The organism is Microbacterium sp. NPDC064942 (genome assembly GCF_049545525.1).
Lineage (GTDB): Bacteria > Actinomycetota > Actinomycetes > Actinomycetales > Microbacteriaceae > Microbacterium > Microbacterium gawkjiense.
Genome location: NZ_JBMWDR010000006.1, coordinates 62,059 through 85,202, shown reverse-complemented (window position 1 = coordinate 85,202; position 23,144 = coordinate 62,059). Strand labels below are relative to the sequence as shown.

Below are 23,144 nucleotides of genomic sequence, written 5' to 3'. Positions count from 1 at the left end.
ACATGAGCAACGCAACTGCCGCGGAGGCTGGCAAGATCCAGCCCCGCCTGAAGCAGAAGTACCAGACCGAGATCAAGAAGGCTCTGCAGGACGAGTTCGGCTACGCCAACGTCATGCAGATCCCCGGTCTCGTGAAGGTCGTCGTCAACACCGGTGTCGGTGAGGCTGCGCGCGACAGCAAGGTGATCGATGGTGCGGTCGACGACCTCACCAAGATCACCGGCCAGAAGCCGGTCGTCACCAAGGCCCGCAAGTCCATCGCGCAGTTCAAGCTGCGTGAGGGCCAGGCCATCGGCGCCCACGTCACCCTCCGCGGTGACCGTGCGTGGGAGTTCGTCGACCGTCTCGTCAACCTCGCCCTGCCCCGCATCCGCGACTTCCGCGGACTGTCGGCGACGCAGTTCGACGGCAACGGCAACTACACCTTCGGTCTCCAGGAGCAGTCCGTGTTCCACGAGATCAACCAGGACAAGATCGACCGCGTCCGCGGTTTCGACATCACCATCGTCACGACGGCGAAGACGGATGACGAGGGTCGGGCGCTGCTCAAGCACCTGGGCTTCCCGTTCAAGTCGGCGGACGCTCAGGCGTGATCCGATAAGATCGATCGTTCGGCCTCGGGGCGTGCTCCGGGGCCGAACGACTGCACAACTGAATATCGCTCATTCATAGAAGGTCGCCTGTCGTGTAACGGCAGTCGAAACCTCATGACTAAAGGAACACACTTATGACGATGACAGACCCGGTCGCAGACATGCTGACCCGTCTGCGCAACGCGAACTCCGCGCACCACGACACCGTCGCGCTGCCGAGCTCGAAGCTCAAGACGCACATCGCCGAGATCCTCCAGCAGGAGGGCTACATCTCCGGCTGGGAGGTCTCCGACGCCCGTGTCGGCCAGACCCTCACCCTGACCCTGAAGTACGGCCCGAACCGCGAGCGGTCGATCGCCGGCATCAAGCGCGTCTCCAAGCCCGGTCTCCGCGTGTACGCGAAGTCGAACGAGCTTCCCAAGGTCCTCGGTGGCCTCGGGGTCGCGATCCTGTCCACCTCCTCTGGCCTCCTCACGGACCGCCAGGCCGAGCAGAAGGGCGTCGGCGGGGAAGTCCTCGCCTACGTGTGGTGATCTGACATGTCGCGTATTGGACGTCTTCCCATCGACATCCCCGCCGGTGTGACCGTCACGGTCTCCGGCCAGGACGTCGCCGTCAAGGGCCCCAAGGGCGAGCTCTCGCTCACCGTGGCACAGCCCATCGAGGTCAAGGTCGAGGAGAACCAGGTCCTGGTCTCCCGCCCCGACGACGAGCGCGAGTCGCGTGCTCTCCACGGGCTCACCCGCACCCTCATCAACAACAACATCATCGGCGTGACCCAGGGCTACACCAAGGGCCTCGAGGTCGTCGGCACCGGTTACCGCGTCGCTCAGAAGGGCACGGCGGTCGAGTTCGCACTCGGCTTCTCGCACCCCGTCCTGGTCGAGGCGCCGGAGGGCATCACGCTCACCGTCGAGGGCAACAACAAGCTCACCGTCGCCGGTATCTCGAAGCAGGCCGTCGGCGAGGCAGCCGCCAACATCCGCAAGATCCGCAAGCCGGAGCCCTACAAGGGCAAGGGTGTGCGGTACGCGGGCGAGGTCGTTCGCCGCAAGGCCGGAAAGAGTGGTAAGTAACCATGGCTCTCAAGTCGAAGTCCGACGCACGTTCGCGTCGTCACGCCCGTCTTCGCAAGAAGATCGTGGGCACCGAGGCGCGTCCGCGTCTCGTCGTGACCCGTTCCGCCCGCCACGTCTTCGTCCAGCTGGTCGACGACAGCAAGGGCTTCACCGTCGCATCGGCCTCCACCCTCGAGGCCGACCTGCGCACGTTCGATGGTGACAAGACCGCCAAGGCCCGCAAGGTCGGCGAGCTCGTCGCGGAGCGTGCGAAGGCTGCCGGCATCGAGACGGTCGTGTTCGACCGCGGCGGCAACCGCTACGCGGGCCGCGTCGCTGCGATCGCCGACGGCGCTCGCGAAGGAGGTCTGAACCTGTGACCGAGAACAAGGAGAACGAAGTGACCGCGACCGAGCAGCCCGCTGCGGCTGCGGCTACGGCCGAGGCGCCCGCCGAGCGCGAGCGCGAGCCGCGCCGCGGTGGCCGCGAGCGCAGCCAGACCCGCGACCGCAACTCGCGCGACCGCGGCGACAACCAGTTCCTGGAGCGCGTCGTCACGATCAACCGCGTGTCGAAGGTCGTCAAGGGCGGTCGTCGCTTCAGCTTCACGGCGCTCGTCGTCGTGGGTGACGGCAACGGTCTCGTCGGTGTGGGCTACGGCAAGGCGCGTGAGGTCCCCCTCGCCATCTCGAAGGGTGTCGAAGAGGCCAAGCGCAACTTCTTCCGCGTGCCGCGTGTCGCCTCCAGCATCCCGCACCCCGTCCAGGGTGAGGCTGCTGCCGGTGTCGTGCTGCTGCGTCCGGCCGCTGCCGGTACCGGTGTCATCGCCGGTGGTCCGGTCCGCGCCGTCCTCGAGTGCGCCGGCATCCACGATGTGCTGTCGAAGTCGCTGGGTTCGTCGAACACGATCAACATCGTGCACGCGACCGTCGCAGCGCTGAAGCAGCTCGAGGAGCCGCGCGCCGTCGCTGCGCGTCGTGGTCTCGACTTCGACCAGGTCGCCCCCGCGCGTCTGGTCCGTGCCGAGGCTGACGCCGCCAAGGCTGCAAAGGTGGGTGCATGATGGCTGCTCGTCTGAAGGTGACCCAGGTCAAGTCCAAGGTGAGCGAGAAGCAGAACCAGCGTGACACGCTGCGTTCGCTCGGTCTGAAGCGGATCAACGACTCCGTCGTTCGTCCCGATGACGCGCAGACGCGCGGGTACATCAAGACCGTCGCGCACCTCGTGAAGGTTGAGGAGATCGACTGATGGCTGAGAAGAAGGACGAGACGGTCGAGGCCGTCGAGCCCAAGGCCAAGAAGCCGGCAACCCGGAAGGCTGCGGCTGGGCCCGCTGCCGACAAGGCTGCCCCGAAGAAGGATGCGGCGCGCCCCGGCGTGCTGAAGGTCCACCACCTGCGTCCGGTCCCCGGTGCCAACGTCGCGAAGACCCGTGTCGGTCGCGGTGAGGGCTCGAAGGGTAAGACGTCGGGCCGCGGTACCAAGGGTACGAAGGCTCGTTACCAGGTCAAGGTGGGCTTCGAGGGTGGGCAGATGCCCCTCCACATGCGTACGCCGAAGCTGCGCGGGTTCAAGAACCCGTTCCGCGTCGAGTACCAGGTGGTCAACCTCGACAAGCTCGCGGAGCTGTACCCCAACGGTGGCGACGTCACCGTGACGGACCTCGTCGCCAAGGGCGCCGTGCGCAAGAACGAGAAGGTCAAGGTGCTCGGCACCGGCGACATCTCGGTCGCGCTGACGGTCTCCGTCGACAAGGTCTCGGGTTCGGCCGAGCAGAAGATCGTTGCCGCCGGCGGCTCGATCAAGTAATCACGTGCCAGGGGCCGGAGGATAACCTCCGGCCCCTGTTGCCGTATGTTGGAATGCGGCGAGCTCCGGCGCGCCCGGCATCCCACTGGAGGAAATCCCTTTGTTCAGCGCCATCGCGCGGGTCTTCCGCACTCCGGATCTCCGTCGGAAGATCGGTTTCACGCTCGGCATCATCGCCATCTACCGGTTCGGCGCGCACATCCCGGCTCCGTTCGTGGACTTCCCGAACGTGAAGACCTGCCTCGACCAGTCCGGGTCGACCGAGGGCCTGCTCTCGCTCGTGAACCTCTTCTCGGGCGGCGCGCTGCTGCAGCTGTCGATCTTCGCGCTCGGCGTCATGCCCTACATCACCGGCACGATCATCGTGCAGCTCCTCCGCGTGGTGATCCCGCACTTCGAGACCCTGTACAAGGAGGGCCAGGCCGGCCAGGCCAAGCTCACCCAGTACACCCGCTACTTGACGATCGCGCTGGCGCTGCTGCAGTCGACGAGCCTCGTCACCGTCGCCCGTTCGGGTCAGCTCTTCGGCATCACTGGCGTGGCCGAGTGCCAACAGCTCCTCACCGAGGAGGCGTGGTGGGCGCAGCTGCTCATGATCGTCACGATGACCGCCGGCACCGGCCTCATCATGTGGATGGCCGAGCTCGTCACCGAGCGCGGCATCGGCAACGGCATGTCGCTCCTCATCTTCACCTCCATCGCGGCGACCTTCCCGTCGGCGCTGTGGAGCATCGCGGTCGCTCGCAGCTTCGAGATCTTCCTGCTGGTCCTGGCCGTCGGGATCGCGACCGTCGCGTTGGTCGTGTTCGTCGAGCAGTCGCAGCGCCGCATCCCGGTCCAGTACGCGAAGCGCATGGTCGGGCGCCGGACGCTCGGCGGCAGCAACACGTACATCCCGATCAAGGTCAACATGGCCGGCGTCGTGCCCGTCATCTTCGCCTCGTCGCTGCTGTACATCCCGGCCCTCGTCGCGCAGTTCAACGCGAACCCCGCCGCCGACGGCAGCGTGCCGGGCTGGGTGTCGTGGATCCAGGCGAACTTCGTCAACGGCGACCACCCGCTGTACATGGCGGTGTACTTCCTGCTCATCATCGGCTTCACGTACTTCTACGTCGCGATCACGTTCAACCCGGTCGAGGTCGCCGACAACATGAAGAAGTACGGCGGGTTCATCCCCGGCATCCGTGCGGGGCGTCCCACGGCGGAGTACCTCGACTACGTTCTCACCCGCATCACCCTGCCGGGTTCCATCTACCTGGGCCTCATCGCCCTGCTCCCGCTCCTGGCCCTCGCGACGGTGGGCGCCAACCAGAACTTCCCGTTCGGTGGCGCATCGATCCTCATCATCGTCGGTGTCGGTCTCGAGACGGTAAAGCAGATCGACGCCCAGCTCCAGCAGCGCCACTACGAAGGACTCCTCCGATGACGCAGAACCCCGCCCGCCTCCTGATCATCGGCCCGCAGGGCTCGGGCAAGGGGACGCAGGGGGCCCGCATCGCCGAACGGCTCGGCATCCCCACCGTCTCGACCGGCGATGTCTTCCGCGCGAACGTCAAGGACGGCACCGACCTCGGGCTCAAGGTGAAGGCGATCATCGACGCCGGCGACCTCGTCCCCGACGAGCTGACGAGCGAGATCGTCCGCGACCGGCTGTCGCAGGAGGATGCCGCGCACGGCTTCCTGCTCGACGGCTACCCGCGCAACCTGACCCAGGTCGGCCACCTCGACGGCTTCCTCGAGCAGCGGGGCGAACCGCTCACCGCGGTCATCGAGCTCTCGGTGCCGCGCGACGAGTCGATCGCCCGCCTCTCGCGTCGCGCGGCCGAGCAGGGCCGCGCCGACGACAACGAGGAGTCGATCGCGAAGCGCCTGTCGATCTACGAGTCCGAGACGGCGCCGATCCTCGACGTGTACCGCGAGCGCGGCATCGTCGACGAGATCGACGGCGTCGGGTCGCTCGACGAGATCACCGAGCGCATCACGGCGGCCCTCGCGGCGCGCGGCATCACCGCCTGATGGTCTTCCGACGCTCCATCTACAAGACGCCCGCGCAGCTGCGCGCGATGGTCGAACCGGGTCTCATCACCGCGGCGGCATTGGATGCCGTGCGTCCGGCGGTTCGCGCGGGTGTGGCGACCGCGGAGCTCGATGCCATCGCCGAGCGCACGATCCTCGCCCGCGGGGCGGAATCGAACTTCCAGCTGGTGCGCGGCTACCACCACACGACGTGCATCTCGGTCAACCAGGAGGTCGTCCACGGCATCCCGGGTGATCGGGTCCTGCAGCCGGGCGACATCGTCTCGATCGACTGCGGCGCGCAGTTCGAAGGGTGGAACGGGGACTCGGCGATCACGATCGTCGTGCCCGACCCGGACCGTCCCGAGCTCGTCGAACGTCGTCAGCGGCTGTCGGACGTGACCGAGGGTTCGCTGTGGGCCGGCATCGCCGCGCTCGCCTCGGCCTCGCGCGTCGGCGAGATCGGCGACGCCGTGCAGTCCTACGTCGAGGGGTCGGGGGAGGGCTACGGCATCCTCCGCGATTACGTCGGACACGGGATCGGCCGCAAGATGCACGAGGGCCCGACGGTCTTCAACTACCGCGTCGCCGACCTCGGACCCGAGGTGCGGCCGGGGCTGTGCGTCGCGATCGAGCCCATGATCGTCGCGGGGGGCGAGGCGACCCTCGTCGAGGACGACGACTGGACCGTCAGCACGGTCGACGGCCAGGACGGCTCCCATTGGGAACATAGCGTCGCGGTGCACGAGGGAGGTATCTGGGTGCTGACGGCCCCCGACGGCGGCGCCGCGGGACTCGCGGCCTTCGGCATCACCCCGACCCCCATCTCCTGAGGAGGACACGCACATGGCGACGGCCACGGGTAAGACCAACTGGTTCGCGATCTGGATCAGCGTCGCGGTGGTGGCGGTCCTGGTGGGTGTCGTCGCCGTTGTCGCTGTGCTGAACTCGCAGGCGTCGGGCCCCGGACCCGTCCCGCAGGCCAGCGGCATCAACCGCGAGACCGGTGCGATCACCTTCGGCGGCGGGCCCGACACCGTCGCCACCCACGTGGACTTCATGTGCCCGTACTGCGGCCAGTTCGAGGAGACGGAGGGCAAGACGATCTCGGGCCTCGTCGACGACGGCAGCATCACCCTCGAGGTGCACCCGGTCACGATCCTCGACCGGCTCTCCCAGGGCACCGAGTACTCGAGCCGTGCGGCATCCGCCATGTACGCCGTCGCCGAAGCCGACCCCGACAACGCCTACGCCTTCTTCCGTGCGCTGTGGGACGAGCGGCCCCAGGAGCAGACGCCCGGCCTGACCGACGACGAGCTCATCCAGATCGCGAAGGATGCCGGCGTGAACGTGACCGCCGAGCTCGAGAAGTCGATCAAGGACCACGAGTACAAGAGCTTCGCCCAGTCGCAGGAGTTGCCGGAAGGCGCCACCGGGACCCCGACGCTCGTCGTGAACGACGAGGTCGTCCCGGTCACGTACGACCCGCAGGCCGACATCCTCTCGCGACTGTCCGCTCGGTGATCTCGAAGCGGCGCTCACACGCCGAGTCACCACTCGGTTGCCCCGTCACCACCCGAATGCGCGCCGTCGGGTGGTGATTCGGCGTTTCGGCGGTGATTCGGGGTGGGGAACACGCCGAACCGGTAGAGCTTCGAGCGCAGACCGCCGGGGGAGCGGATGTCGGCGGTCGTCCAGCGGATGACGCGACGCCCGGTCAGCCCGCGGATCCAGTCCTCCCGCTCCTTCTCCGCTCGCAGGACATCCTCCAGGGCCCGCCCGTGCCGCATGGCGACGTCGCGGTACTTCACCTCGCCGTCGTACTCGCCCCACACCGCGGCGTCATCGAGGCCGAAGTCGACGAAGTAGGGCCCCACCGGCACCTGAAGCCTGATCCGCCGGAATCCCAGGTCGTGCAGGCGCAAGCGGCTCACACTTTCTCCCGCGGACTCCGAGCGCCCGTCGGCGAGCTCCAGGAGTTCGCGCGCCTGACGTACCCCGCGAGCGCCAGTGGTCAACCGTCGCGCGATCTCGGCGCGGAGATATTCGGCTGCATCGGCGTCGTAGAGTCGCTGCCGTGCGTCCCACGCGACCGCGCGGAGCGCGGCATCCGCTATCGCGATCGCGGTGTCGCGGGGCGTCGTCCGCAGCACGTCGGCGACGGTGCGTGCGGGCGCGGTGAGGACGAGGCCACCCGATGAGACCACGTCGACGTCGGGTACGGCGCATCGATGGCGGGACACATACGGTGTCCCTCGCGAGACCGCCCCGTTGTGCTGCGTGCCGGAGACGTGCACATGCGTCGGCGGGGCGCCCCAGAGAGGCAGTCCGTGCAGCAGCGCAGCGGTCAGGTGGGAGTAGACGACGCCGCCGCGCCGGCGCTGCTCATAGGCCGCCACCTGCAGGAGATGGCGTTCGGCGGGCCACGCCGCATCCCACGTCTCCGATGCGACGAACGTGCCCCGCGCGAGCTTTCGGAGATCTCCGTGGCTCAGCGTCGCGATGTCGCGATGCGGAACAGCCGTCGGGGGACGTCCGCGGCATCCATCGGGCTGTGCAGGAAGCCATGGGCGCGTCGAATCACCATCGGTGCGTCGAATCACCAGCGAGATGCGCGCCATCGGATGGTGAGTCGGCACGTGGATGGTGACTCGGCGAAGAACAATCGCGGGCTGAGCGCGCGGCGGCGACACGTCGAGTGGCGGGTCGCCTCGATATCACGTACACTAAATCTTTGGTGCGTTGCGCCTGTTTCGGCGTGTCACCACAATCCCCACTCACCGCAGACCGACCGGTCTGCCAACTGTAAGCGAGCGTATGGCGAAGAAAGACGGTGTCATCGAGATCGAGGGTGTGATCTCCGAGGCTCTGCCGAACGCGATGTTCCGCGTCGAGCTGAGCAACGGTCACAAGGTCCTGGCCACGATCTCCGGAAAGATGCGGCAGAACTACATCCGCATCATCCCCGAAGACCGTGTCGTCGTGGAGCTCTCGCCTTACGACCTCACGCGCGGTCGCATCGTCTACCGCTACCGCTGAGACCGGTCGAGAAGTAACGCCCCGCACACCCGTGTGCGTCGGCGAAGACAGCGAATCAGGAAAATCATGAAGGTCAACCCCTCCGTCAAGCCCATCTGCGACCACTGCAAGGTCATCCGCCGTCACGGTCGCGTCATGGTCATCTGCAAGTCGAACCCGCGTCACAAGCAGCGCCAGGGCTGATGGGATGCCGCGCCCCGGCGCGGCCTCGCAGGCTCACAACTGAACACATCTCGGCAGGATCAGAACCCGCTCAGCGGGGGACACCTCGGGTCGGAGGCCCGGGCACCGATCCTGCTCCACACCTCCACTTACTCCTAGGAGACATCGCATGGCACGTCTTGCCGGCGTTGACATCCCGCGCGACAAGCGCGTGGTGATCGCCCTCACCTACATCTACGGCATCGGCCGTACCCGCTCCGTCGAGATCCTCAGCTCGACCGGCATCGACGAGTCGATCCGCGTCAAGGACCTCACCGACGAGCAGCTGGTCGCCCTCCGCGACCACATCGAAGGCACCTACAAGGTGGAGGGTGACCTGCGCCGCGAGGTCGCCGCAGACATCCGCCGCAAGGTCGAGATCGGCTCGTACGAGGGTATCCGCCACCGTCGCGGCCTGCCCGTGCGCGGCCAGCGCACGAAGACCAACGCGCGTACCCGCAAGGGTCCCAAGCGCACCGTCGCCGGCAAGAAGAAGGCGCGCTAAAGCGCGGCCGCCACAGGTTTAGGAGAACACTCACATGGCACAGGCCAAGTCCGCTGCGCGCAAGCCGCGCCGCAAGGAGAAGAAGAACATCGCGCTGGGCCAGGCCCACATCAAGTCGACGTTCAACAACACGATCGTTTCGATCACCGACCCTTCGGGTGCGGTCATCAGCTGGGCCTCCTCGGGTGGCGTCGGCTTCAAGGGCTCGCGCAAGTCGACCCCGTACGCCGCCGGCATGGCCGCCGAGTCCGCTGCGCGTCAGGCGCAGGAGCACGGCGTCAAGAAGGTCGACGTCTTCGTCAAGGGCCCCGGCTCGGGCCGCGAGACCGCGATCCGTTCGCTGACCGCCGCCGGCCTCGAGGTCGGTTCGATCCAGGACGTCACGCCTCAGGCCCACAACGGCTGCCGCCCCCCGAAGCGCCGCCGCGTCTGATCCTCGACGGATGCCGGGGGTGCGACGTGCGTCGCGCCCCGGCATCCCAGTCACAACTCAACACTTCACCAACTGCACGTGTCATATAGCGGTCACGTGACTGAAAGGAACACATAGTGCTCATTGCACAGCGTCCCACTCTGACCGAGGAGAAGGTCGGCGACTTCCGCAGCCGATTCGTCATCGAGCCCCTCGAGCCGGGCTTCGGCTACACGATCGGCAACGCGCTGCGTCGCAGCCTGCTGTCGTCGATCCCGGGTGCCGCGGTCACCAGCATCCGCATCGACGGCGTGCTGCACGAGTTCAGCACCGTCCCGGGTGTCAAGGAGGATGTCACCGAGATCATCCTCAACATCAAGCAGCTGGTGGTCTCCAGCGAGCGCGACGAGCCCATCACCGCGTACCTGCGCAAGACGGGCGCCGGCGAGGTCACGGCCGCCGACATCTCCGCTCCGGCGGGTGTCGAGGTCCACAACCCCGACCTGGTCATCGCGACGCTCAACGACTCGGCGAAGTTCGAGCTCGAGCTGACGATCGAGCGCGGCCGCGGCTACGTCTCGGCCACGCAGAACCGCAACGAGTACGCCGAGGCCGGTCAGATCCCGATCGACTCGATCTACTCGCCCGTCCTCAAGGTCAGCTACCGCGTCGACGCCACCCGTGCCGGTGAGCGCACCGACTTCGACAAGCTCGTCCTGGACGTCGAGACCAAGTCGTCGATCAGCCCCCGCGACGCCGTCGCGTCGGCCGGTCGCACGCTGGTCGAGCTGTTCGGTCTCGCCCGCGAGCTGAACGTCGAGGCCGAGGGCATCGAGATCGGCCCCGCGCCGGTCGCCGAGGTCCTGACCAACGAACTCTCGATGCCGATCGAGGACCTCGACCTGTCGGTCCGCTCGTACAACTGCCTCAAGCGCGAGGGCATCAACACGGTGTCCGAGCTCGTCGCTCTTTCGGAGACGCAGCTCATGAACATCCGCAACTTCGGTCAGAAGTCGGTCGACGAGGTCAAGGACAAGCTCGTCTCGCTCGGCCTGTCGCTGAAGGACTCGGTCCCCGGGTTCGACGGTGCGCACTTCTACGGCGGCTACGACGACGAGACCGTCTGAGCGGACTCCGGTTCGCCCCGGTCCACTGACTGAATTTCTTTCCAGGAGTAATTGACATGCCCAAGCCCACGAAGGGTGCCCGCCTCGGTGGCGGCCCCGCCCACGAGCGTCTTCTGCTTGCGAACCTCGCTGCCGCGCTGTTCACGCACAAGTCGATCACCACGACCGAGACCAAGGCCAAGCGCCTGCGTCCGTTCGCCGAGCGCCTGGTGACGTTCGCCAAGCGCGGCGACCTGCACGCTCGCCGTCGCGTCCTGTCGGTCATCGGCGACAAGTCCGTCGTGCACGAGCTCTTCGCCGAGATCGCGCCGCTGGTCGCCGAGCGTGAGGGTGGCTACACCCGCATCACGAAGGTCGGCAACCGCAAGGGCGACAACGCGCCCATGGCCGTGATCGAGCTCGTCCTCGAGCCCGTCACCCCGAAGGCGAAGTCGTCGAAGAAGGCTGCTCCGGCCGCCGCTGCGCTGGCCGCCGAGGAGCCCGCTGCTGAGGAGACCGAGGTCGAGACGCCCGCTGAGGACGCCGCCGACGCCGGTGCCGAGTCGCCCGAGGAGGGCGCTGCTGCCGAAGCCATCGCCGAGGACGCCGTCGCGTCCGACGACGAGAAGGCCGACGAGGCCAAGTAAGGCTCCCTCCCCGGAGGGAATCCGAGGGCCCGCCCCCGTTTCGGGGCGGGCCCTTTCTCGTACCCGCGCGGGGGCGTGGGGCCGCCGCTTCCCTGGCCACATCATGTGCTCGCAACGACATCACACGCTGTGCACGGTCCAGAACGTGTGCCCTCGTTCGGAGCACATGATGTGGACGCAGAGGCGGCGCCGCTCGGCGGGCGCGGCGGCGCGGCGGGGCGGCGGGCGCGGGGGCGGCGGGAGCGGTCCCGAGGGGGTCAGCGCGCGGCGTCGAAGGTCTGGGCGACGGCCCACTGGGCGAGCTCGACGCGGTAGCGCAGCTGCGCGCGGCTGTTCTCGACGCCGTCGATCGCGTCGGCCACGGCGTCGGCGTAGCGCTGTCCGCCACGGGCGCCGGGGTGGATGCCGTCGCCCGCCAGCAGGTCTTCGTGACCGCTGATCGCCGCCGACCAGTCCGCGATCGCGACCCCAGGGGTGTGCTGCGCGAAGGACTCGAGCTCCTCGTTGACGCCCGGGATCCAGTCGCGGGGCGCGTGGGCGGTCACGAGCACGAGCGTGCGGTGGGGACCGACATCCTTCTTCAGGCGCGCGAGGTCGTCGGGGTCCACCGGTCCGTTCGTGCCGAGACCCACGATGACGTAGTCGCGCAGCTGTCCGCGGGCGGCGAGGCGGTCGACGATCGCGACGCCGGCCCCCATCGAGCGCGACACCTTCGCGTCGACCTGGGCGCCCGGCATCCGGTCGAGGAGGCCGCCGGCGGACGCGAGCATCACCGAGTCGCCGACGAGGGTCACGCGCGCTCCGGCGACACGGACGGAGGCGGGCGGAGCGGGGCGGCCGTCCGGCGGGGTGCAGAGTCCCTCGTCGTCGCTGAGGTGCGCGGATGGGCACTCCGGACGCAGCACGGCGTCGTCGCTCCGGAGGGCGGCGCCGGGCAGCGTCGCGTGATCCGACCGGGGGGATGCCGCGTCGAGGGCCGCGCGTCCGTCGCGGACGGCCGCTTCGCTCGAGGCCATCGTCGGCGCGTCGGCGACCGCCGCGGTCGTGCCGGCGACGACGAGGAGCCCTGCGGCCATCGCGGCCGTGGCGGTGAGGCGTCGCACGGGGCCGCCGCGGAACGCGCGCCCGACGAACCGGAGCGACGCGCGGAACCCCAGCCGGCGCACCGGCTGCTCGACGAAGCGGAACGACACCTCGGCGGCGACCAGCGTGAGCGCCAGGGTGAGGAGCGCGACCTCGACCGGCACCGCGACGTCGGGGGAGGAGCGCGTGGTCGCGACCGTCAGGATGACGACGAGAGGCCAGTGCCAGAGGTAGATCCCGAAGGACCGCTCGCCGATCCAGCGCAGCGGCGCGACGTCCAGCGCCCGTCCGAGGTGCGATCCCGCGCGCACGGCTGCCGCGATCGCCACGACGGTCAGGACGGATGCCGCGACGAGAAGCCCGGGGAAGGTCTCGATTCCGTCGCCCGGCGTCACGAACGCGAGCGCGACGACCCCGGCGATCGCCGCACCGCCGACCACGGCAGGCACGCCGCCGCGGCGCTCCGCCGGGCGCAGGAAGGCAAGGGCGACGCCGAGCAGCAGACCGAAGGCGTGCGTGTCGGTGCCGTAGTACACGCGGGTCGCGCCGCTGCCGGCGAGGAGCACCGCGGCCAGGACGGATGCCGCCGCCAACCCGACGGCGACGGGCACCCGGCCTCGTCGCAGCCTCAGGACGAGCGGCAGCAGCAGCGGCCAGAGCAGGTAGAACTGCTCCTCGACGGCGAGGGACCAGAGGTTTCGCAGCAGTTCGGGGGCGGAGGAGTCGAGCCCGCCGCCGAAGTACGACGACCCGTTCGCGACGGCGACCCAGTTGTACGAGAACGTCGTCGCCCCGAGCAGCTGACCGCCGAGGCCCACGAGGATGTCGCCGCCCACCATCCAGGCGAGCGACGCGGTCACGAGGACGACGACCCCGATCGCGGGCAGCAGGCGGCGGGCTCGCCGTCGCCAGAAGTCCACCAGGCCGATCCGACCGTGCTCGTCGCGCTCGCGGAGGAGGAGGGTCGTGATGAGGAACCCGGAGATCACGAAGAAGACGTCGACACCGAGGAACCCGGCGGGCAGCGCCGGGAACAGGTGGTACACGACGACCAGCAGGACCGCGACGGCGCGGAGTCCGTCGAGGCCCGGCAGGCGCGCGGAAGAAGATCGAGTCATGTCGAAGCGGGGAGGGATCTCGAGGCGAGCGGGCGATTCGCGGCATCCAGTCTAGATCGGCATCCTGAACGGGCCTGCCCCTTCCCGCCTCGCCCGTGGCTGGGATAGGTTGGCATGACCGAGACACGGACGAGCGCCCGCAGACGTCACCGCGATCCGGCAGGCGCGTCGCCCCCAGAAGGGACGTGCAGCATGGCCGGAAAGATCATCGTCGGAGTCACGGGTGCCCCGGTGTCGCGCCGTGCCGTGGATTGGGCCGTGACTCGTGCCGCCCAGCGCCGGCAGGCGGTCGAGCTCGTCTCGGTCGTCGGCGGCGCGGTCGGGGCCGTCGGCGAGGCCGAGGTGCTCGGTGCGGCGCAGACTGCGACGCAGCGTCTGCTCGACGGCGAGGCGGCGCGGGTGACGGATGCCGGGGTCCCGGTCACGACCCGCGTCGAATCCGGCAACCCCGTCACCACGCTCATCGAAGCCGCGGCGGACGCCGCGCTCCTCGTCATCGGCAGCGACTACCGGGGACCGGGGACCGGTCCGGCGCGCGGGGTGCACGGCATCCGGATCGCGGCCGGCGCGAAGTGCCCCGTGGTGGTCGTCCCCGACCGCGATCTCGGGGAGGGGGCGGGGATCGTCGTCGGCATCGACGGGTCCGAGGTGTCCGAGCACGCGATCGAGTTCGCCGCCGCCGAGGCGGACCGGCTCGGCGAGCCGCTCATCGCGGTGAACGTCTGGACGCCGCTGCACACGCCGCGGAACGCGATGGAGGTCTACCCCGACCTCTACCTCGCGAACATGCAGTCGACGGCCGAGGAGGTGCTGGCGCTGTCCGTCGCCGGCCTGTCGTCGCGCTACCCCGACCTGCGCATCGTCCGCCGCGTGGAGCGCGGTTATCCGTCGCAGGTGCTGGCCGGGATCGCCGCCGACGCCCGCATGGTCGTCGTCGGCACCCATGGCCGGGGTGCGCTCGCCCGCTTCCTGCTCGGGTCGATCAGTCAGGAGATCCTCTCGCACCTGCCGACCGTCACCGCCGTCGTCCGCTGACATCGACGTGCGCGCCCGCGGGCGACGTGCGAAAGTGAGGGCATGACCTCTCGGCACGCCGTCCTCGTCCTCGGCGAAGCGCTCATCGACATCGTGGAACGGGACGGCGGTGACGCCGAGTTCGTCGGCGGCAGTCCCGCGAACGTGGCCGTCGGCATCGCGCGGCAGGACGTGCCGGCAACCCTCCTGACGTGCCTCGGCCGCGATGACCGCGGCCGCCGGATCGCCGAGCAGGTGACCGCGTCGGGTGCGGTCGTCCACGAGGCGTCCTGGACAGATGCCGCGACCTCCACCGCCCGTGCCCGGCTACGCGCCGACGGCTCGGCCGAGTACGACTTCGACATCGTCTGGGCGCTCGAAGCGGACGCCGCGGCCGGCGCGGCGGCCGCGGCATCCGTCGTCCACTCCGGGTCGATCGCGCTGTTCCTGCAGCCCGGGGGAGACGTCGCGCTCGCGACCCTCGAACGCGCACGGCAGGCGGGCCGTGTCGTGACGGTCGACCCGAACGTGCGGCCGGCGCTCGTCGGACCCGACCCGCGGCCGGTCGCCGAGCGGGCATTCGCGGCGGCGACGCTGGTGAAGCTGAGCGATGAGGATGCCGAGGCGCTCTACCCGGGTGTGCCCGCCGCGCGCGTGCTCGAGACCATCGCCGCCCGGGGGCCGCAGATCGTCGTGATGACGCGCGGCGGCGAGGGCGCCCTCGCGCTCGGGCCGTCGGGTCTCGTCGAGGTTGCGCCGCTCGTCGTCGACGTCGCCGACACGATCGGCGCGGGCGACGCGTTCATGGCGAGCCTCATCACGAGCCTCGTCGACGACCCCGGACTGCTCGCGGGCGACGCCGACGCTTTGCCGCGCGCGCTCCGCCGCGCCGTCGTGACGGCGGGGATCACCGTGTCGCGGCCCGGCGCGAACCCGCCGACCCGTGCGGAGGTCGACGCGACGGTCTGACGGCCGCGGATAGGCTGACACCGTGCGCCTGCGGATCGATCTCGCCTACGACGGCACCGACTTCCGAGGCTGGGCGAGGCAGCCGGGCCTGCGGACCGTGCAGGGGACGCTCGAGGCGGCGATCGCCCGCATCCTCGGCGGAGACCCGCGGCTCGTGGTCGCGGGTCGGACGGATGCCGGGGTGCACGCGTCGGCGCAGGTGGCTCACCTCGACCTGACCGACGGGCAGGAGCGCCGGCTGCTGTCGGGACGGCGACCGGAGCCCGAGGCGCTCGCCGCGCGCATCAACGGTGTGCTCGGTCCGTACCCGGATGTGGCCGTGCACCGCGTGAGCGTGGCGCCCGAGGGTTTCGACGCGCGATTCTCCGCCGTGTGGCGTCGGTACGCCTACCGCGTCGCCGACCGGGCGACCGGATACGACCCGCTCGAGCGAGGGCGCACGACCTGGGTCGCGGCGCATCTCGATGTGGCGTCGATGGATGCCGCTGCCCGCAGCCTGCGCGGCCTGCACGACTTCGCGGCGTACTGCAAACCGCGCGAGGAGGCGACGACGATCCGCACGCTGCTCGAGTACGGCTGGCGTCGTGAGGAGTCCGGCGTCCTCGTCGCCTCGGTGAAAGCCGACGCCTTCTGCCACAGCATGGTGCGCGCGCTCGTGGGCGCCTGCGTCGCGGTCGGCGAGGGGCGGATCGGCGTGGACCGCGTCGCCGAGATCCGCGATGAGCTGGTCCGCACGAACGAGGTGAAGGTGCTCGCCGCCCGCGGGCTGACGCTCACCGAAGTCGGCTACCCAGCGGATGATCTGCTGGCCGCGCGCGCGGAGCAGACCCGGGCCCGCCGGGAACTGGGCGCCGTCGACGACTGAGCGGGGATGACGCGAGAACAGGAGAACCCCCGGGCCGTGGCCCGGGGGTTCTCCTGTTGCGATGGTTCGCGAGTGCCTTATGCCCGACGCGTGCGGCGCACCGAGGTCGCGACCGCGATGCTCGCACCGGCGAGGACGAGGACGCCGCCGCCGACCCAGAGGCCGAGGAGCGCGTCACCGTCGAAACCGGTGTCACCGAGGGCGGGGGCGCCGGCGCTGCCGCCGTCGCTGTCCGAGCCGCCCGCGGCAGCCGCGAGCGCGATCGTCACGGTCTCGGCGGCGCCGCTCTCAGCGCCAACTGCGGCCAGGGTGTAGGTGCCGGTCGCGTTGTCGGGGAGGGTGACGGTGGCCGTGGCCGCGCCGTCTTCGCTCGCGGTCTTCGAGACAGACGTCGAGGTCACAGCGAAGGAGACGAAAGCGAGGTTGGCGGGGCCGACGCCCTCACCCGTCAGGGTGAAGGTGACCAGCTCGGCGGGCTCGAAGCCGGTGAATTGAACCGGAACCGTGCCGCCGGGCGTGACCGTGATGGTCCCGGGGCCGGCGGGGGTCGGAGTGTAGGCGCTCGCGACGGCCGGTGCCGCGAAGACCGCCGCGATGGCAACGGCGAGAGCTGCCGCAGCCTTGCTGATCTTGTGCTTCATGGTGCTTCTTTCGGTCGTCGTGAGTTCGGGACGCAGACGGCAAAAGAAGATCCAACCGCCCGCCCCCCGTTGGTTGGACAGAGCCAGTATTCAGGAATCGCTCAGGATTGGCAACTAACGCGGGTTTCGAACAGGTAAACACTGTCGCACTCCGACACATGCGCGTCGGGCGGGCCGCGGCATCCGCACTTGTAGACTGACGGCACCGCAGGGAGGGGTCATGATGCGGATGAGAACCATGCGTCTGGCCGCCGCGGCGGCGCTCGTCGGCAGCGCTGTCGTGCTGTCGGGATGCGGCCCGTCCCCATGGGCCCTGCAGAGCCCGACCCCGACGGCCCCGGCCGCGGTGTCGAGCTCGCCGGTCGTGGTCGCGCCTCCGGTCGAGAACGACCTCTCGAGCGGGTCCACGCAGCGGGACCTCAAGGCGGGCGCCGTGAGCGTCGCCGTCAACTACTGGTCGGACCTGAGGATGGACCGGTGGACGGCGAACGCCGTCAAGCCCGTCAGTCTGTCGCTGGTGACGACCATCACGCCCAACGACGGGCAGAAGGTGTACCTGCAGAAGGCCACGATGCTCGCGGTCCCCGCGAACGCCGAGGAGACCTTCCCCGCCCTCGATCCGCAGGTCGACGAGGCGAGCGTGAAGAACGGCTACCTCGTCCTCAAGCCCTACAGCTACTCGCAGACCTTCAACGTCGGGCAGGTCCCCGAAGGCGCCACGTACGTGACGCTGCAGTTCACGTACGACTTCCTCGTGCAGACCAAACCCAAAGCCGACGAGTACGCGAAGCAGACCGCGACCGACACGGTGACGGTCGCGATCGCGCAGCAGGCGGCATCCGGCTGAACCTCAAGAACCTCAAGGTCCGGTAAAGACCAGCGCGAGGCTTCGCGAAGTCACCGGTGAGCGAGGGTTTTCGCCCCTACGGTGAAGACGTGGCACTGGCGGCGGCGACCCGAACCCCGCCGCCGGTGCCCTCCACCCTTCCGACCGAGCGAGGTTCGCGCATGTCCATCCGTCCCACCGCCCGTCGCCGGCTCGGCGTCGTCGCCCTGGCCGCCGCGGCTGCGCTGTCGCTCTCGGGGTGCGCTCAGGTCGTCGAAGCCTTCAACTCCATCTCGGGGACGAGCGAAAACGTGGCCGCCACCCCCGCTCCGAACGCGACGCCCGCCGCCGGGACGGTCGAGATGCCGTTCGACTCGCAGTTCACCTACGACGGCTCGGTGCAGATGACGTACGAGATCGCCGACGGTCTCGACATCATCCTCGACTTCTGGGCCGTCGACTCCAAGCGCACCCGCGAGTGGTACCCCGACAACGCGAAGACCTTCGGCTTCGCAGTCAACGTCAAGGACACCCGCGTCGACGAGAAGGCGGTGCTCAAGCAGAAGCGTCGCGTGTTCCTCTCGAACGTGTCGATCTCGTCGCAGACCGCGCAGTCCTCGAACCAGGTGAGCTCGCCGTTCCAGTTCAGCGCCGACCCCCGCACGCTCGTGCCCACCGACACGATCCGCTCGAGCAAGGGCCTGCTGATCAACAGCTACCAGGGCGGTCTGCTCGTCCCCGAGACGACGATCAACCAGCTGCCGCCGGACACCTACGGGATCACGCTGCAGTTCGCGCTCGACGTCTGGGTCGAGGGGACGGCCAACGACGACAAGTCGTTCGTGCAGCAGACGGTCTACCCCGTCATCCCGATTGCGATCTATCCTCGTGAAACAGAGACCGACGGGTCCACGGGGGGCGCAACCGACGGCACGTCGAACGACGGCTCCCAGGGAACCACCGGCACCGACGGGTGGACCACCACCCCCGGTACCGGCGGTCCCACCACTCCGTGATCCAGCTCGAGGAACCGACGTGACGAGTCCGTACATCCCCGGCCCGCAGGGCTGGCAGCCCGCGCAGCCCCCGGTGGGCGCGCAGCCGGCGGCCGGCGCCTGGCCGGGCCAGGAGCCGCAGTGGGGCCAGCAGCCCGCGTGGCAGCCTCCGCAGGCGCAGCAGCAGCCGCAATGGCAGCAGGCGCCGCAGCCGCCGCAGTGGCAGCAGCCCGCCTCGCAGTGGCAGGAGCCGCAGGCGCAGTGGCAGGGCGTCGCCCCGCAGGCTTCCTGGCAGGCGGCCCCCGAAGCGGCCGGTTATGCCGCGTCGCCCGGCGGTCCCGGCGAGATCGTCCCGGTGGATGAGTTCGCCGACGACTTCGCCTCGGTGCTCGAGAACCACTCGGTGCACCGGTCGACGATCGGATGCATCATCCCGGCGTACAACGAGGCGGAGTCGATCGCCGACGTCATCCGGTCGCTCCTCGAGCAGAGCCGCGTGCCCGACGTCATCCACGTGGTCGTCAACAACACCTCGGACGACACGGTCAAGATCGCATCGGAGTTCTCGGGACCGCACGAGGTCGAGACCGAGCTCGGGCTGCAGTTCACCGAGGTGTTCGTCCACGACATCGGCAAGAACCCCGACAAGAAGGTCGGCGCGCTCAACTACGGCTACGCCCTCGTCGAGGGGTACGACTACCTGCTCGGTGTCGACGGCGACACGACCGCCGACCGCCGCGCCGTGGAGTACCTCGAGAACGAGGCCGTGTCGGACTCGCGCATCGGCGGCATCTCGGCGATCTACACGATCGACGACCGCCCCATCAAGGGCTTCATCGCCAAGTGGCTGATCGCCGGTCAGCGCACCCAGTTCGCGGCCTTCAACATGCAGAACCTGCTGCGCGGCCGCAACATGGCGGTGCTCGGCGGACAGTTCTCGATCTTCTCGACGACCGCGCTCCGCGACATCATGAAGGAGAACCACCAGAACTCGCCGTGGGTCAAGGACTCCGAGGTCGAGGACTCGCTGCTCTCCCTCCAGATCAAGTCGGCCGGGTACCTGACGAAGATCAGCCCGTTCGCCCGGGCGGATGTCGGTGGCATGACGACCCTCAAGGGGTACGACGCGCAGCAGGTGAAGTGGACCTACGGCGCCATCGAGCTCATGTGGCCCGGTCAGCGTGGTGACACGAAGGGGCAGCCGTTCCACCCGAACCTGCGTCTGCGCTGGTTCGAGCAGTTCTCGATGCTCACGAACTTCTTCGTCCGTGTCGCGTTCATCACCCTGCTGATCGCGTCGCTGTCGATCAACGCGTTCGTGTTCTCGCCGTGGTGGCTGATCCCGCCGCTCGTCGCGGCCGGACTGAACCTGCGGATGGCCCGCGCGATGGAGAAGTGCAACTCGCGCGACATCGCCTTCGCCGTGCTGCTGTTCCCGGCCGAGATCTTCATGTGGATCCGCATCAGTCACTTCATCCGGTCGTGGACCCGCTTCCTCTCCAAGAAGAAGGTCGACAACTGGGCCCTGCAGGCGAGAGCCGAGAAGGGCGGCGTCAGCTTCGGACACTGGACGCCCTTCATCATCCTCGCCATCGTGGCCGTCGCGATCGCCGTCATCTGGAACCTGCTCGACCCGATCACCCAGTCCGCGATCCTGTGGGTCGGCTGGCCGATCGTCGGTGTCGTCACGGTGCTGCAGACCCTCACGATGGCCATCAAGCTGTTCCAGCGTCACCAGGGCTACAAGGTCTGACCTCGCGCCGGCGCGGCCCCAGGTTGCGCGGCATCCGCTCTGCGCCGACTCCCGGTGCGCGGCATCCGCTCTCGGGTGCCGGCACCGGGTGGCGTGGGCCACAACCGCGGAGATTCTCGGCGACACGCCGCGTGCCGGGGTCTCGGTGCGGCGTGTCGGGCGGGATCTCCGCGGATACGGCGATCGAGATCGGATGTCCGAGCCCCGGCATCCGGTCTGCGCCGACTCACGATCGGCGTGCCGATTCACCACTCGCGTGCCGACTCACCACTCAGATGCGCGCCGTCGGGTGGTGACTCGGCAGCGGGGTGGTGATTCGGCGAAAGGATGCCGGGGCGAGCGTCAGGCGCCGGCGACGGTTTCGGAGGTGAGGCGGTAGCCGACACCCCGGACGGTCTCGATGTACCGGGGGTTGTTCGGGTTGTCGCCGAGCTTGCGGCGCAGGTTCGTCATGTGCGCCTCGATCGCGCGCTTGTCGGCCTCGCCGACGAAGTAGCTCGTCACGTACGACTCGCCGCGCAGCACGAGCGTCAGGTCGGCCTTGCTGCGCACACGACGCTTGGATTCCATGAGCGTCGACAGCAGGTCGAACTCCGTGCGGGTGAGCGTCAGCTCGCGCCCCGCGACGAGGACGACCCGGTGCTCGGCGTGCACGGCGAGGTCGCGGTGCACGGTCCAGCCCGGTCCACCGACCGGCGGGACAGCGGATGCCGGGGCCACGGCGTTGCCCGGATGCGCGACCGGCGGCTGCGCGCCGTACTGCGGCGCGCCCTGCGGGGGCATCACCTGCTGCTGCCCGCCCTGCTGAGACCCACCCTGTTGCGGAGCGCCCTGCGGCGGCAGGACCACCGCCCCGCCCTGCGGCGGCTGCTCGCTGTAGACGGGCGTCATGATGCGCTCGTCGAAGACGGGGGAGGTGGGCACGGCGTCGTACTGCGGCACGGCGGGTCGCGCGCCCGGGAACGACGGACCGGTCGCCTCTTGCCGCGGCGCGGCGGCGACGGCCGTGCCGGTGGCGCGCGGGCGGCGCAGCAGCGACTCGACGCGCGCACGCAGTTCGCGCGGGCGGAACGGCTTCACGACGTACTCGTCGGCGCCGGCACCGAGGCCGAGGACGACGTCCGCCTCTTCTTCGAGGCCGGTGATCATGATGATGTAGGTGTCGCTCTGCGCACGGATGCGGCGGGCCGCCTCGAACCCGTCGATGCCGGGCATGTTCACGTCGAGGGTCGTGATGAGCGGCTGGTACGAGAGCACGGCGCGGACGCCGTCGATGCCGTTGCCGACCGAGACGGTCGAGAAGCCGGCGGCCTCGAGGACCTCGACGATGAGATGACGGATGTCGGGATCGTCCTCGACGATGACCGCCGTCTTATGCATCGACATCGAATCACTCATCGATGTAGCCCCCGATTCCGGTGTGAAAGTCGGTCCTCATGCTACACAGGCGGCAGGCACCGCCTCGCGCGGTCGCCGTCGCGCTCACCGGACGTCCCGCGTCAGCTCGACGCCGGCTTCGGGCCAGTAGACACCGGCCGCCGGTCCGCCGTTGCACTCGCCGTCGCTCTCGCCCGGCGGTTTGATCCAGAGGTTCGTGTCGACGACGGTGTCGTGGAAGGTGCCGCCCGGCTCGCCGACGAGCTGACCCGGGGGGTTGCACCATTCGCCACCCGAGGTCGCTGCGCCGCTGCGGGAGGTGTCGACGATGGCGTGCGCACCGTCGAGGAGCGACGACAAGGATGCCGCGTAGGCGAACTCGTCGGCGGGGGACTGGTAGTTCGAGACATTCGTCACGAAGCCGCGCACCCGGTCGATGACACCGGTCTGCCGGATGAGGTCGGCCATCTTCTGCGGCGGCAGCCAGTCGCTGTGCCCGCCGTCGATGTAGATCCAGGTGTTCGGCGACGTGATCAGGTCGACTGCCGTGCTGAGCTGGCGCGCGCGATCGGCGATGTTGCCGCACTCCTCCGACAGGGCGATGCTGTCGGGCTCGAGCGCGACGATCTTCTGCACGTCGGGCGCGGTTTCGAGGGCCGAGCCGATCTCGCGCAGCCAGACCGGGTAGTCCTGCTCGGACAGGCCGCCGGCGGAGTGGTTGCCGCAGTCGCGCCCGGGCAGCCCGTAGACCACCAGTGCGACGGAGCGACCCTGATCGCGCGCCTGGGAGATGAGGTCGAGCACGGTCCCGCCGGCGGTGCCGATGGGGTCCTGCTCGGGGGTCAGCCAGTAGGCGGTCGGCTGCGCCGCGAGGTAGTCGGCGGCATCCTTCTGCTCACCGGAGAGCTCGCGCGCGGCTGCGGCAACTTTCGCCTGGGTCGGCGCGATGACCGTCGTCCCCATCTCGGGGGCGCGCGCCGTGAGGGCGTAGAATCCGCGGGTCACGGCGCCTCCGATGACGCCCACGAGCACGAGGACCACGACGAGTCCCAGCACGATGCCCAGGGGGACGAGTACGCGGGCCGGCGGCATCCGCAGCTTCTTCCTGCGAGCCACTC

General features: G+C 69.3%; 28 protein-coding genes. 23 read left to right on the top strand and 5 right to left on the bottom strand.

Features of this window, described 5'->3' with window-relative positions:
- Nucleotides 1–2 precede the first annotated feature (2 nt).
- The 11 genes from rplE (at nucleotide 3) to ACPEH2_RS11115 (ending at nucleotide 6,999) form a co-directional block, all read left to right on the top strand.
- Complete coding sequence (gene rplE / locus ACPEH2_RS11165; protein WP_064003324.1) at nucleotides 3–593, top strand: 50S ribosomal protein L5; 591 nt, start codon at nucleotides 3–5, stop codon at nucleotides 591–593.
- A gap of 134 nt (nucleotides 594–727) precedes the next feature.
- Complete coding sequence (rpsH, locus tag ACPEH2_RS11160; RefSeq protein ID WP_064003323.1) at nucleotides 728–1,126, top strand: 30S ribosomal protein S8; 399 nt, start codon at nucleotides 728–730, stop codon at nucleotides 1,124–1,126.
- Nucleotides 1,127–1,132: 6 nt separating this feature from the next.
- Nucleotides 1,133–1,669, top strand: a complete 537-nt coding sequence (gene rplF / locus ACPEH2_RS11155; RefSeq protein WP_217528400.1) for a 50S ribosomal protein L6 — start codon at nucleotides 1,133–1,135, stop codon at nucleotides 1,667–1,669.
- A gap of 2 nt (nucleotides 1,670–1,671) precedes the next feature.
- On the top strand, nucleotides 1,672–2,031 hold the full coding sequence (gene rplR / locus ACPEH2_RS11150; RefSeq protein ID WP_064003321.1) for a 50S ribosomal protein L18: 360 nt from the start codon (nucleotides 1,672–1,674) through the stop codon (nucleotides 2,029–2,031).
- Entirely contained in the window at nucleotides 2,028–2,714 is a 687-nt protein-coding gene (rpsE, locus tag ACPEH2_RS11145; protein ID WP_064003320.1) for a 30S ribosomal protein S5, read from the top strand. Before rplR ends, rpsE begins: the two co-directional genes overlap by 4 nt.
- Complete coding sequence (rpmD, locus tag ACPEH2_RS11140) at nucleotides 2,714–2,899, top strand: 50S ribosomal protein L30 (RefSeq protein WP_020098644.1); 186 nt, start codon at nucleotides 2,714–2,716, stop codon at nucleotides 2,897–2,899. The genes rpsE and rpmD overlap by 1 nt, the downstream gene beginning before the upstream one ends.
- Entirely contained in the window at nucleotides 2,899–3,459 is a 561-nt protein-coding gene (gene rplO / locus ACPEH2_RS11135; RefSeq protein ID WP_082886191.1) for a 50S ribosomal protein L15, read from the top strand. The genes rpmD and rplO overlap by 1 nt, the downstream gene beginning before the upstream one ends.
- 100 nt (nucleotides 3,460–3,559) lie before the next feature.
- Nucleotides 3,560–4,885, top strand: a complete 1,326-nt coding sequence (gene secY, locus ACPEH2_RS11130) for a preprotein translocase subunit SecY (protein WP_423718710.1) — start codon at nucleotides 3,560–3,562, stop codon at nucleotides 4,883–4,885.
- The gene (locus ACPEH2_RS11125) at nucleotides 4,882–5,475 is read left to right on the top strand and encodes an adenylate kinase (protein WP_423718709.1); all 594 of its coding nucleotides are present in this window, start codon (nucleotides 4,882–4,884) and stop codon (nucleotides 5,473–5,475) included. The genes secY and ACPEH2_RS11125 overlap by 4 nt, the downstream gene beginning before the upstream one ends.
- Nucleotides 5,475–6,308, top strand: coding sequence for a type I methionyl aminopeptidase (gene map / locus ACPEH2_RS11120; RefSeq protein WP_423718708.1), 834 nt, complete (start codon nucleotides 5,475–5,477; stop codon nucleotides 6,306–6,308). Before ACPEH2_RS11125 ends, map begins: the two co-directional genes overlap by 1 nt.
- 13 nt (nucleotides 6,309–6,321) lie before the next feature.
- The gene (locus ACPEH2_RS11115; protein ID WP_423718707.1) at nucleotides 6,322–6,999 is read left to right on the top strand and encodes a DsbA family protein; all 678 of its coding nucleotides are present in this window, start codon (nucleotides 6,322–6,324) and stop codon (nucleotides 6,997–6,999) included.
- Nucleotides 7,000–7,025: 26 nt separating this feature from the next.
- Here ACPEH2_RS11115 and ACPEH2_RS11110 read toward each other — a convergent pair whose 3' ends face one another.
- Nucleotides 7,026–8,096, bottom strand: coding sequence for a hypothetical protein (locus tag ACPEH2_RS11110; protein WP_423718706.1), 1,071 nt, complete (start codon nucleotides 8,094–8,096; stop codon nucleotides 7,026–7,028).
- 196 nt (nucleotides 8,097–8,292) lie between these two features.
- On the opposite strand from ACPEH2_RS11110, the gene infA reads away from it, so the two are divergent.
- The 6 genes from infA to rplQ all read left to right on the top strand — a co-directional run bounded on the left by infA (nucleotide 8,293) and on the right by rplQ (nucleotide 11,385).
- Nucleotides 8,293–8,514: a translation initiation factor IF-1 gene (gene infA, locus ACPEH2_RS11105; protein WP_017201569.1), complete on the top strand. Its 222-nt coding sequence runs from the start codon at nucleotides 8,293–8,295 to the stop codon at nucleotides 8,512–8,514.
- 66 nt (nucleotides 8,515–8,580) lie between these two features.
- The gene (gene rpmJ, locus ACPEH2_RS11100) at nucleotides 8,581–8,697 is read left to right on the top strand and encodes a 50S ribosomal protein L36 (RefSeq protein ID WP_005050492.1); all 117 of its coding nucleotides are present in this window, start codon (nucleotides 8,581–8,583) and stop codon (nucleotides 8,695–8,697) included.
- 148 nt (nucleotides 8,698–8,845) lie between these two features.
- The gene (gene rpsM, locus ACPEH2_RS11095; RefSeq protein ID WP_251581832.1) at nucleotides 8,846–9,220 is read left to right on the top strand and encodes a 30S ribosomal protein S13; all 375 of its coding nucleotides are present in this window, start codon (nucleotides 8,846–8,848) and stop codon (nucleotides 9,218–9,220) included.
- Nucleotides 9,221–9,254: 34 nt separating this feature from the next.
- Complete coding sequence (gene rpsK, locus ACPEH2_RS11090) at nucleotides 9,255–9,653, top strand: 30S ribosomal protein S11 (protein ID WP_018171470.1); 399 nt, start codon at nucleotides 9,255–9,257, stop codon at nucleotides 9,651–9,653.
- A 116-nt stretch (nucleotides 9,654–9,769) separates the two neighbouring features.
- A complete protein-coding gene (locus tag ACPEH2_RS11085; protein ID WP_217528388.1) occupies nucleotides 9,770–10,759 on the top strand; it encodes a DNA-directed RNA polymerase subunit alpha in 990 nt (329 codons plus the stop codon).
- A gap of 56 nt (nucleotides 10,760–10,815) precedes the next feature.
- Nucleotides 10,816–11,385, top strand: a complete 570-nt coding sequence (rplQ, locus tag ACPEH2_RS11080) for a 50S ribosomal protein L17 (protein ID WP_423718705.1) — start codon at nucleotides 10,816–10,818, stop codon at nucleotides 11,383–11,385.
- A gap of 257 nt (nucleotides 11,386–11,642) precedes the next feature.
- Here the strand turns inward: rplQ and ACPEH2_RS11075 are convergent, their stop codons facing one another.
- Nucleotides 11,643–13,586: an acyltransferase family protein gene (locus ACPEH2_RS11075; RefSeq protein WP_423718704.1), complete on the bottom strand. Its 1,944-nt coding sequence runs from the start codon at nucleotides 13,584–13,586 to the stop codon at nucleotides 11,643–11,645.
- 192 nt (nucleotides 13,587–13,778) lie between these two features.
- Between ACPEH2_RS11075 and ACPEH2_RS11070 the strand changes: the two genes are divergently transcribed.
- The 3 genes from ACPEH2_RS11070 to truA are packed head-to-tail and all read left to right on the top strand — an operon-like array spanning nucleotide 13,779 to nucleotide 16,434.
- A complete protein-coding gene (locus ACPEH2_RS11070) occupies nucleotides 13,779–14,621 on the top strand; it encodes a universal stress protein (protein ID WP_423718703.1) in 843 nt (280 codons plus the stop codon).
- 42 nt (nucleotides 14,622–14,663) lie between these two features.
- Nucleotides 14,664–15,569 carry a carbohydrate kinase family protein gene (locus ACPEH2_RS11065; protein WP_423718702.1) on the top strand — a complete coding sequence of 302 codons (906 nt, stop codon included), beginning with the start codon at nucleotides 14,664–14,666 and terminating at the stop codon, nucleotides 15,567–15,569.
- A gap of 22 nt (nucleotides 15,570–15,591) precedes the next feature.
- Nucleotides 15,592–16,434, top strand: a complete 843-nt coding sequence (truA, locus tag ACPEH2_RS11060) for a tRNA pseudouridine(38-40) synthase TruA (protein WP_423718701.1) — start codon at nucleotides 15,592–15,594, stop codon at nucleotides 16,432–16,434.
- Between the two features lie 77 nt (nucleotides 16,435–16,511).
- On the opposite strand, the gene ACPEH2_RS11055 is transcribed toward truA, so the two are convergent.
- Nucleotides 16,512–17,075 carry a hypothetical protein gene (locus ACPEH2_RS11055; protein ID WP_217528376.1) on the bottom strand — a complete coding sequence of 188 codons (564 nt, stop codon included), beginning with the start codon at nucleotides 17,073–17,075 and terminating at the stop codon, nucleotides 16,512–16,514.
- 238 nt (nucleotides 17,076–17,313) lie between these two features.
- On the opposite strand from ACPEH2_RS11055, the gene ACPEH2_RS11050 reads away from it, so the two are divergent.
- The 3 genes from ACPEH2_RS11050 to ACPEH2_RS11040 all read left to right on the top strand — a co-directional run bounded on the left by ACPEH2_RS11050 (nucleotide 17,314) and on the right by ACPEH2_RS11040 (nucleotide 20,649).
- Nucleotides 17,314–17,922: a hypothetical protein gene (locus tag ACPEH2_RS11050; RefSeq protein WP_423718700.1), complete on the top strand. Its 609-nt coding sequence runs from the start codon at nucleotides 17,314–17,316 to the stop codon at nucleotides 17,920–17,922.
- A gap of 161 nt (nucleotides 17,923–18,083) precedes the next feature.
- The gene (locus ACPEH2_RS11045; protein WP_423718699.1) at nucleotides 18,084–18,917 is read left to right on the top strand and encodes a fructose 1,6-bisphosphatase; all 834 of its coding nucleotides are present in this window, start codon (nucleotides 18,084–18,086) and stop codon (nucleotides 18,915–18,917) included.
- 19 nt (nucleotides 18,918–18,936) lie between these two features.
- Nucleotides 18,937–20,649 (top strand): glycosyltransferase family 2 protein, encoded by a 1,713-nt coding sequence (locus ACPEH2_RS11040; protein WP_423718698.1) that lies wholly within the window; start codon nucleotides 18,937–18,939, stop codon nucleotides 20,647–20,649.
- Between the two features lie 342 nt (nucleotides 20,650–20,991).
- On the opposite strand, the gene ACPEH2_RS11035 is transcribed toward ACPEH2_RS11040, so the two are convergent.
- Nucleotides 20,992–22,047: a response regulator gene (locus ACPEH2_RS11035; protein WP_423718697.1), complete on the bottom strand. Its 1,056-nt coding sequence runs from the start codon at nucleotides 22,045–22,047 to the stop codon at nucleotides 20,992–20,994.
- A gap of 84 nt (nucleotides 22,048–22,131) precedes the next feature.
- Entirely contained in the window at nucleotides 22,132–23,142 is a 1,011-nt protein-coding gene (locus ACPEH2_RS11030) for a glycoside hydrolase family 6 protein (RefSeq protein WP_423718696.1), read from the bottom strand.
- Between the last annotated feature and the right edge of the window lie 2 nt (nucleotides 23,143–23,144).

What these genes read in the sequence shown, in the direction of transcription:
- rplE (WP_064003324.1), top strand. Translation starts at nt 3, where the DNA reads ATGAGCAACGCAACTGCCGCGGAGGCTGGCAAGATCCAGCCCCGCCTG.
- rpsH (WP_064003323.1), top strand. Translation starts at nt 728, where the DNA reads ATGACGATGACAGACCCGGTCGCAGACATGCTGACCCGTCTGCGCAAC.
- rplF (WP_217528400.1), top strand. Translation starts at nt 1,133, where the DNA reads ATGTCGCGTATTGGACGTCTTCCCATCGACATCCCCGCCGGTGTGACC.
- rplR (WP_064003321.1), top strand. Translation starts at nt 1,672, where the DNA reads ATGGCTCTCAAGTCGAAGTCCGACGCACGTTCGCGTCGTCACGCCCGT.
- rpmD (WP_020098644.1), top strand. Translation starts at nt 2,714, where the DNA reads ATGGCTGCTCGTCTGAAGGTGACCCAGGTCAAGTCCAAGGTGAGCGAG.
- rplO (WP_082886191.1), top strand. Translation starts at nt 2,899, where the DNA reads ATGGCTGAGAAGAAGGACGAGACGGTCGAGGCCGTCGAGCCCAAGGCC.
- ACPEH2_RS11125 (WP_423718709.1), top strand. Translation starts at nt 4,882, where the DNA reads ATGACGCAGAACCCCGCCCGCCTCCTGATCATCGGCCCGCAGGGCTCG.
- map (WP_423718708.1), top strand. Translation starts at nt 5,475, where the DNA reads ATGGTCTTCCGACGCTCCATCTACAAGACGCCCGCGCAGCTGCGCGCG.
- ACPEH2_RS11115 (WP_423718707.1), top strand. Translation starts at nt 6,322, where the DNA reads ATGGCGACGGCCACGGGTAAGACCAACTGGTTCGCGATCTGGATCAGC.
- ACPEH2_RS11110 (WP_423718706.1), bottom strand. Translation starts at nt 8,096, where the DNA reads ATGGCGCGCATCTCGCTGGTGATTCGACGCACCGATGGTGATTCGACG.
- infA (WP_017201569.1), top strand. Translation starts at nt 8,293, where the DNA reads ATGGCGAAGAAAGACGGTGTCATCGAGATCGAGGGTGTGATCTCCGAG.
- rpmJ (WP_005050492.1), top strand. Translation starts at nt 8,581, where the DNA reads ATGAAGGTCAACCCCTCCGTCAAGCCCATCTGCGACCACTGCAAGGTC.
- rpsM (WP_251581832.1), top strand. Translation starts at nt 8,846, where the DNA reads ATGGCACGTCTTGCCGGCGTTGACATCCCGCGCGACAAGCGCGTGGTG.
- rpsK (WP_018171470.1), top strand. Translation starts at nt 9,255, where the DNA reads ATGGCACAGGCCAAGTCCGCTGCGCGCAAGCCGCGCCGCAAGGAGAAG.
- rplQ (WP_423718705.1), top strand. Translation starts at nt 10,816, where the DNA reads ATGCCCAAGCCCACGAAGGGTGCCCGCCTCGGTGGCGGCCCCGCCCAC.
- ACPEH2_RS11075 (WP_423718704.1), bottom strand. Translation starts at nt 13,586, where the DNA reads ATGACTCGATCTTCTTCCGCGCGCCTGCCGGGCCTCGACGGACTCCGC.
- ACPEH2_RS11070 (WP_423718703.1), top strand. Translation starts at nt 13,779, where the DNA reads ATGGCCGGAAAGATCATCGTCGGAGTCACGGGTGCCCCGGTGTCGCGC.
- ACPEH2_RS11065 (WP_423718702.1), top strand. Translation starts at nt 14,664, where the DNA reads ATGACCTCTCGGCACGCCGTCCTCGTCCTCGGCGAAGCGCTCATCGAC.
- ACPEH2_RS11055 (WP_217528376.1), bottom strand. Translation starts at nt 17,075, where the DNA reads ATGAAGCACAAGATCAGCAAGGCTGCGGCAGCTCTCGCCGTTGCCATC.
- ACPEH2_RS11050 (WP_423718700.1), top strand. Translation starts at nt 17,314, where the DNA reads ATGCGTCTGGCCGCCGCGGCGGCGCTCGTCGGCAGCGCTGTCGTGCTG.
- ACPEH2_RS11045 (WP_423718699.1), top strand. Translation starts at nt 18,084, where the DNA reads ATGTCCATCCGTCCCACCGCCCGTCGCCGGCTCGGCGTCGTCGCCCTG.
- ACPEH2_RS11035 (WP_423718697.1), bottom strand. Translation starts at nt 22,047, where the DNA reads ATGAGTGATTCGATGTCGATGCATAAGACGGCGGTCATCGTCGAGGAC.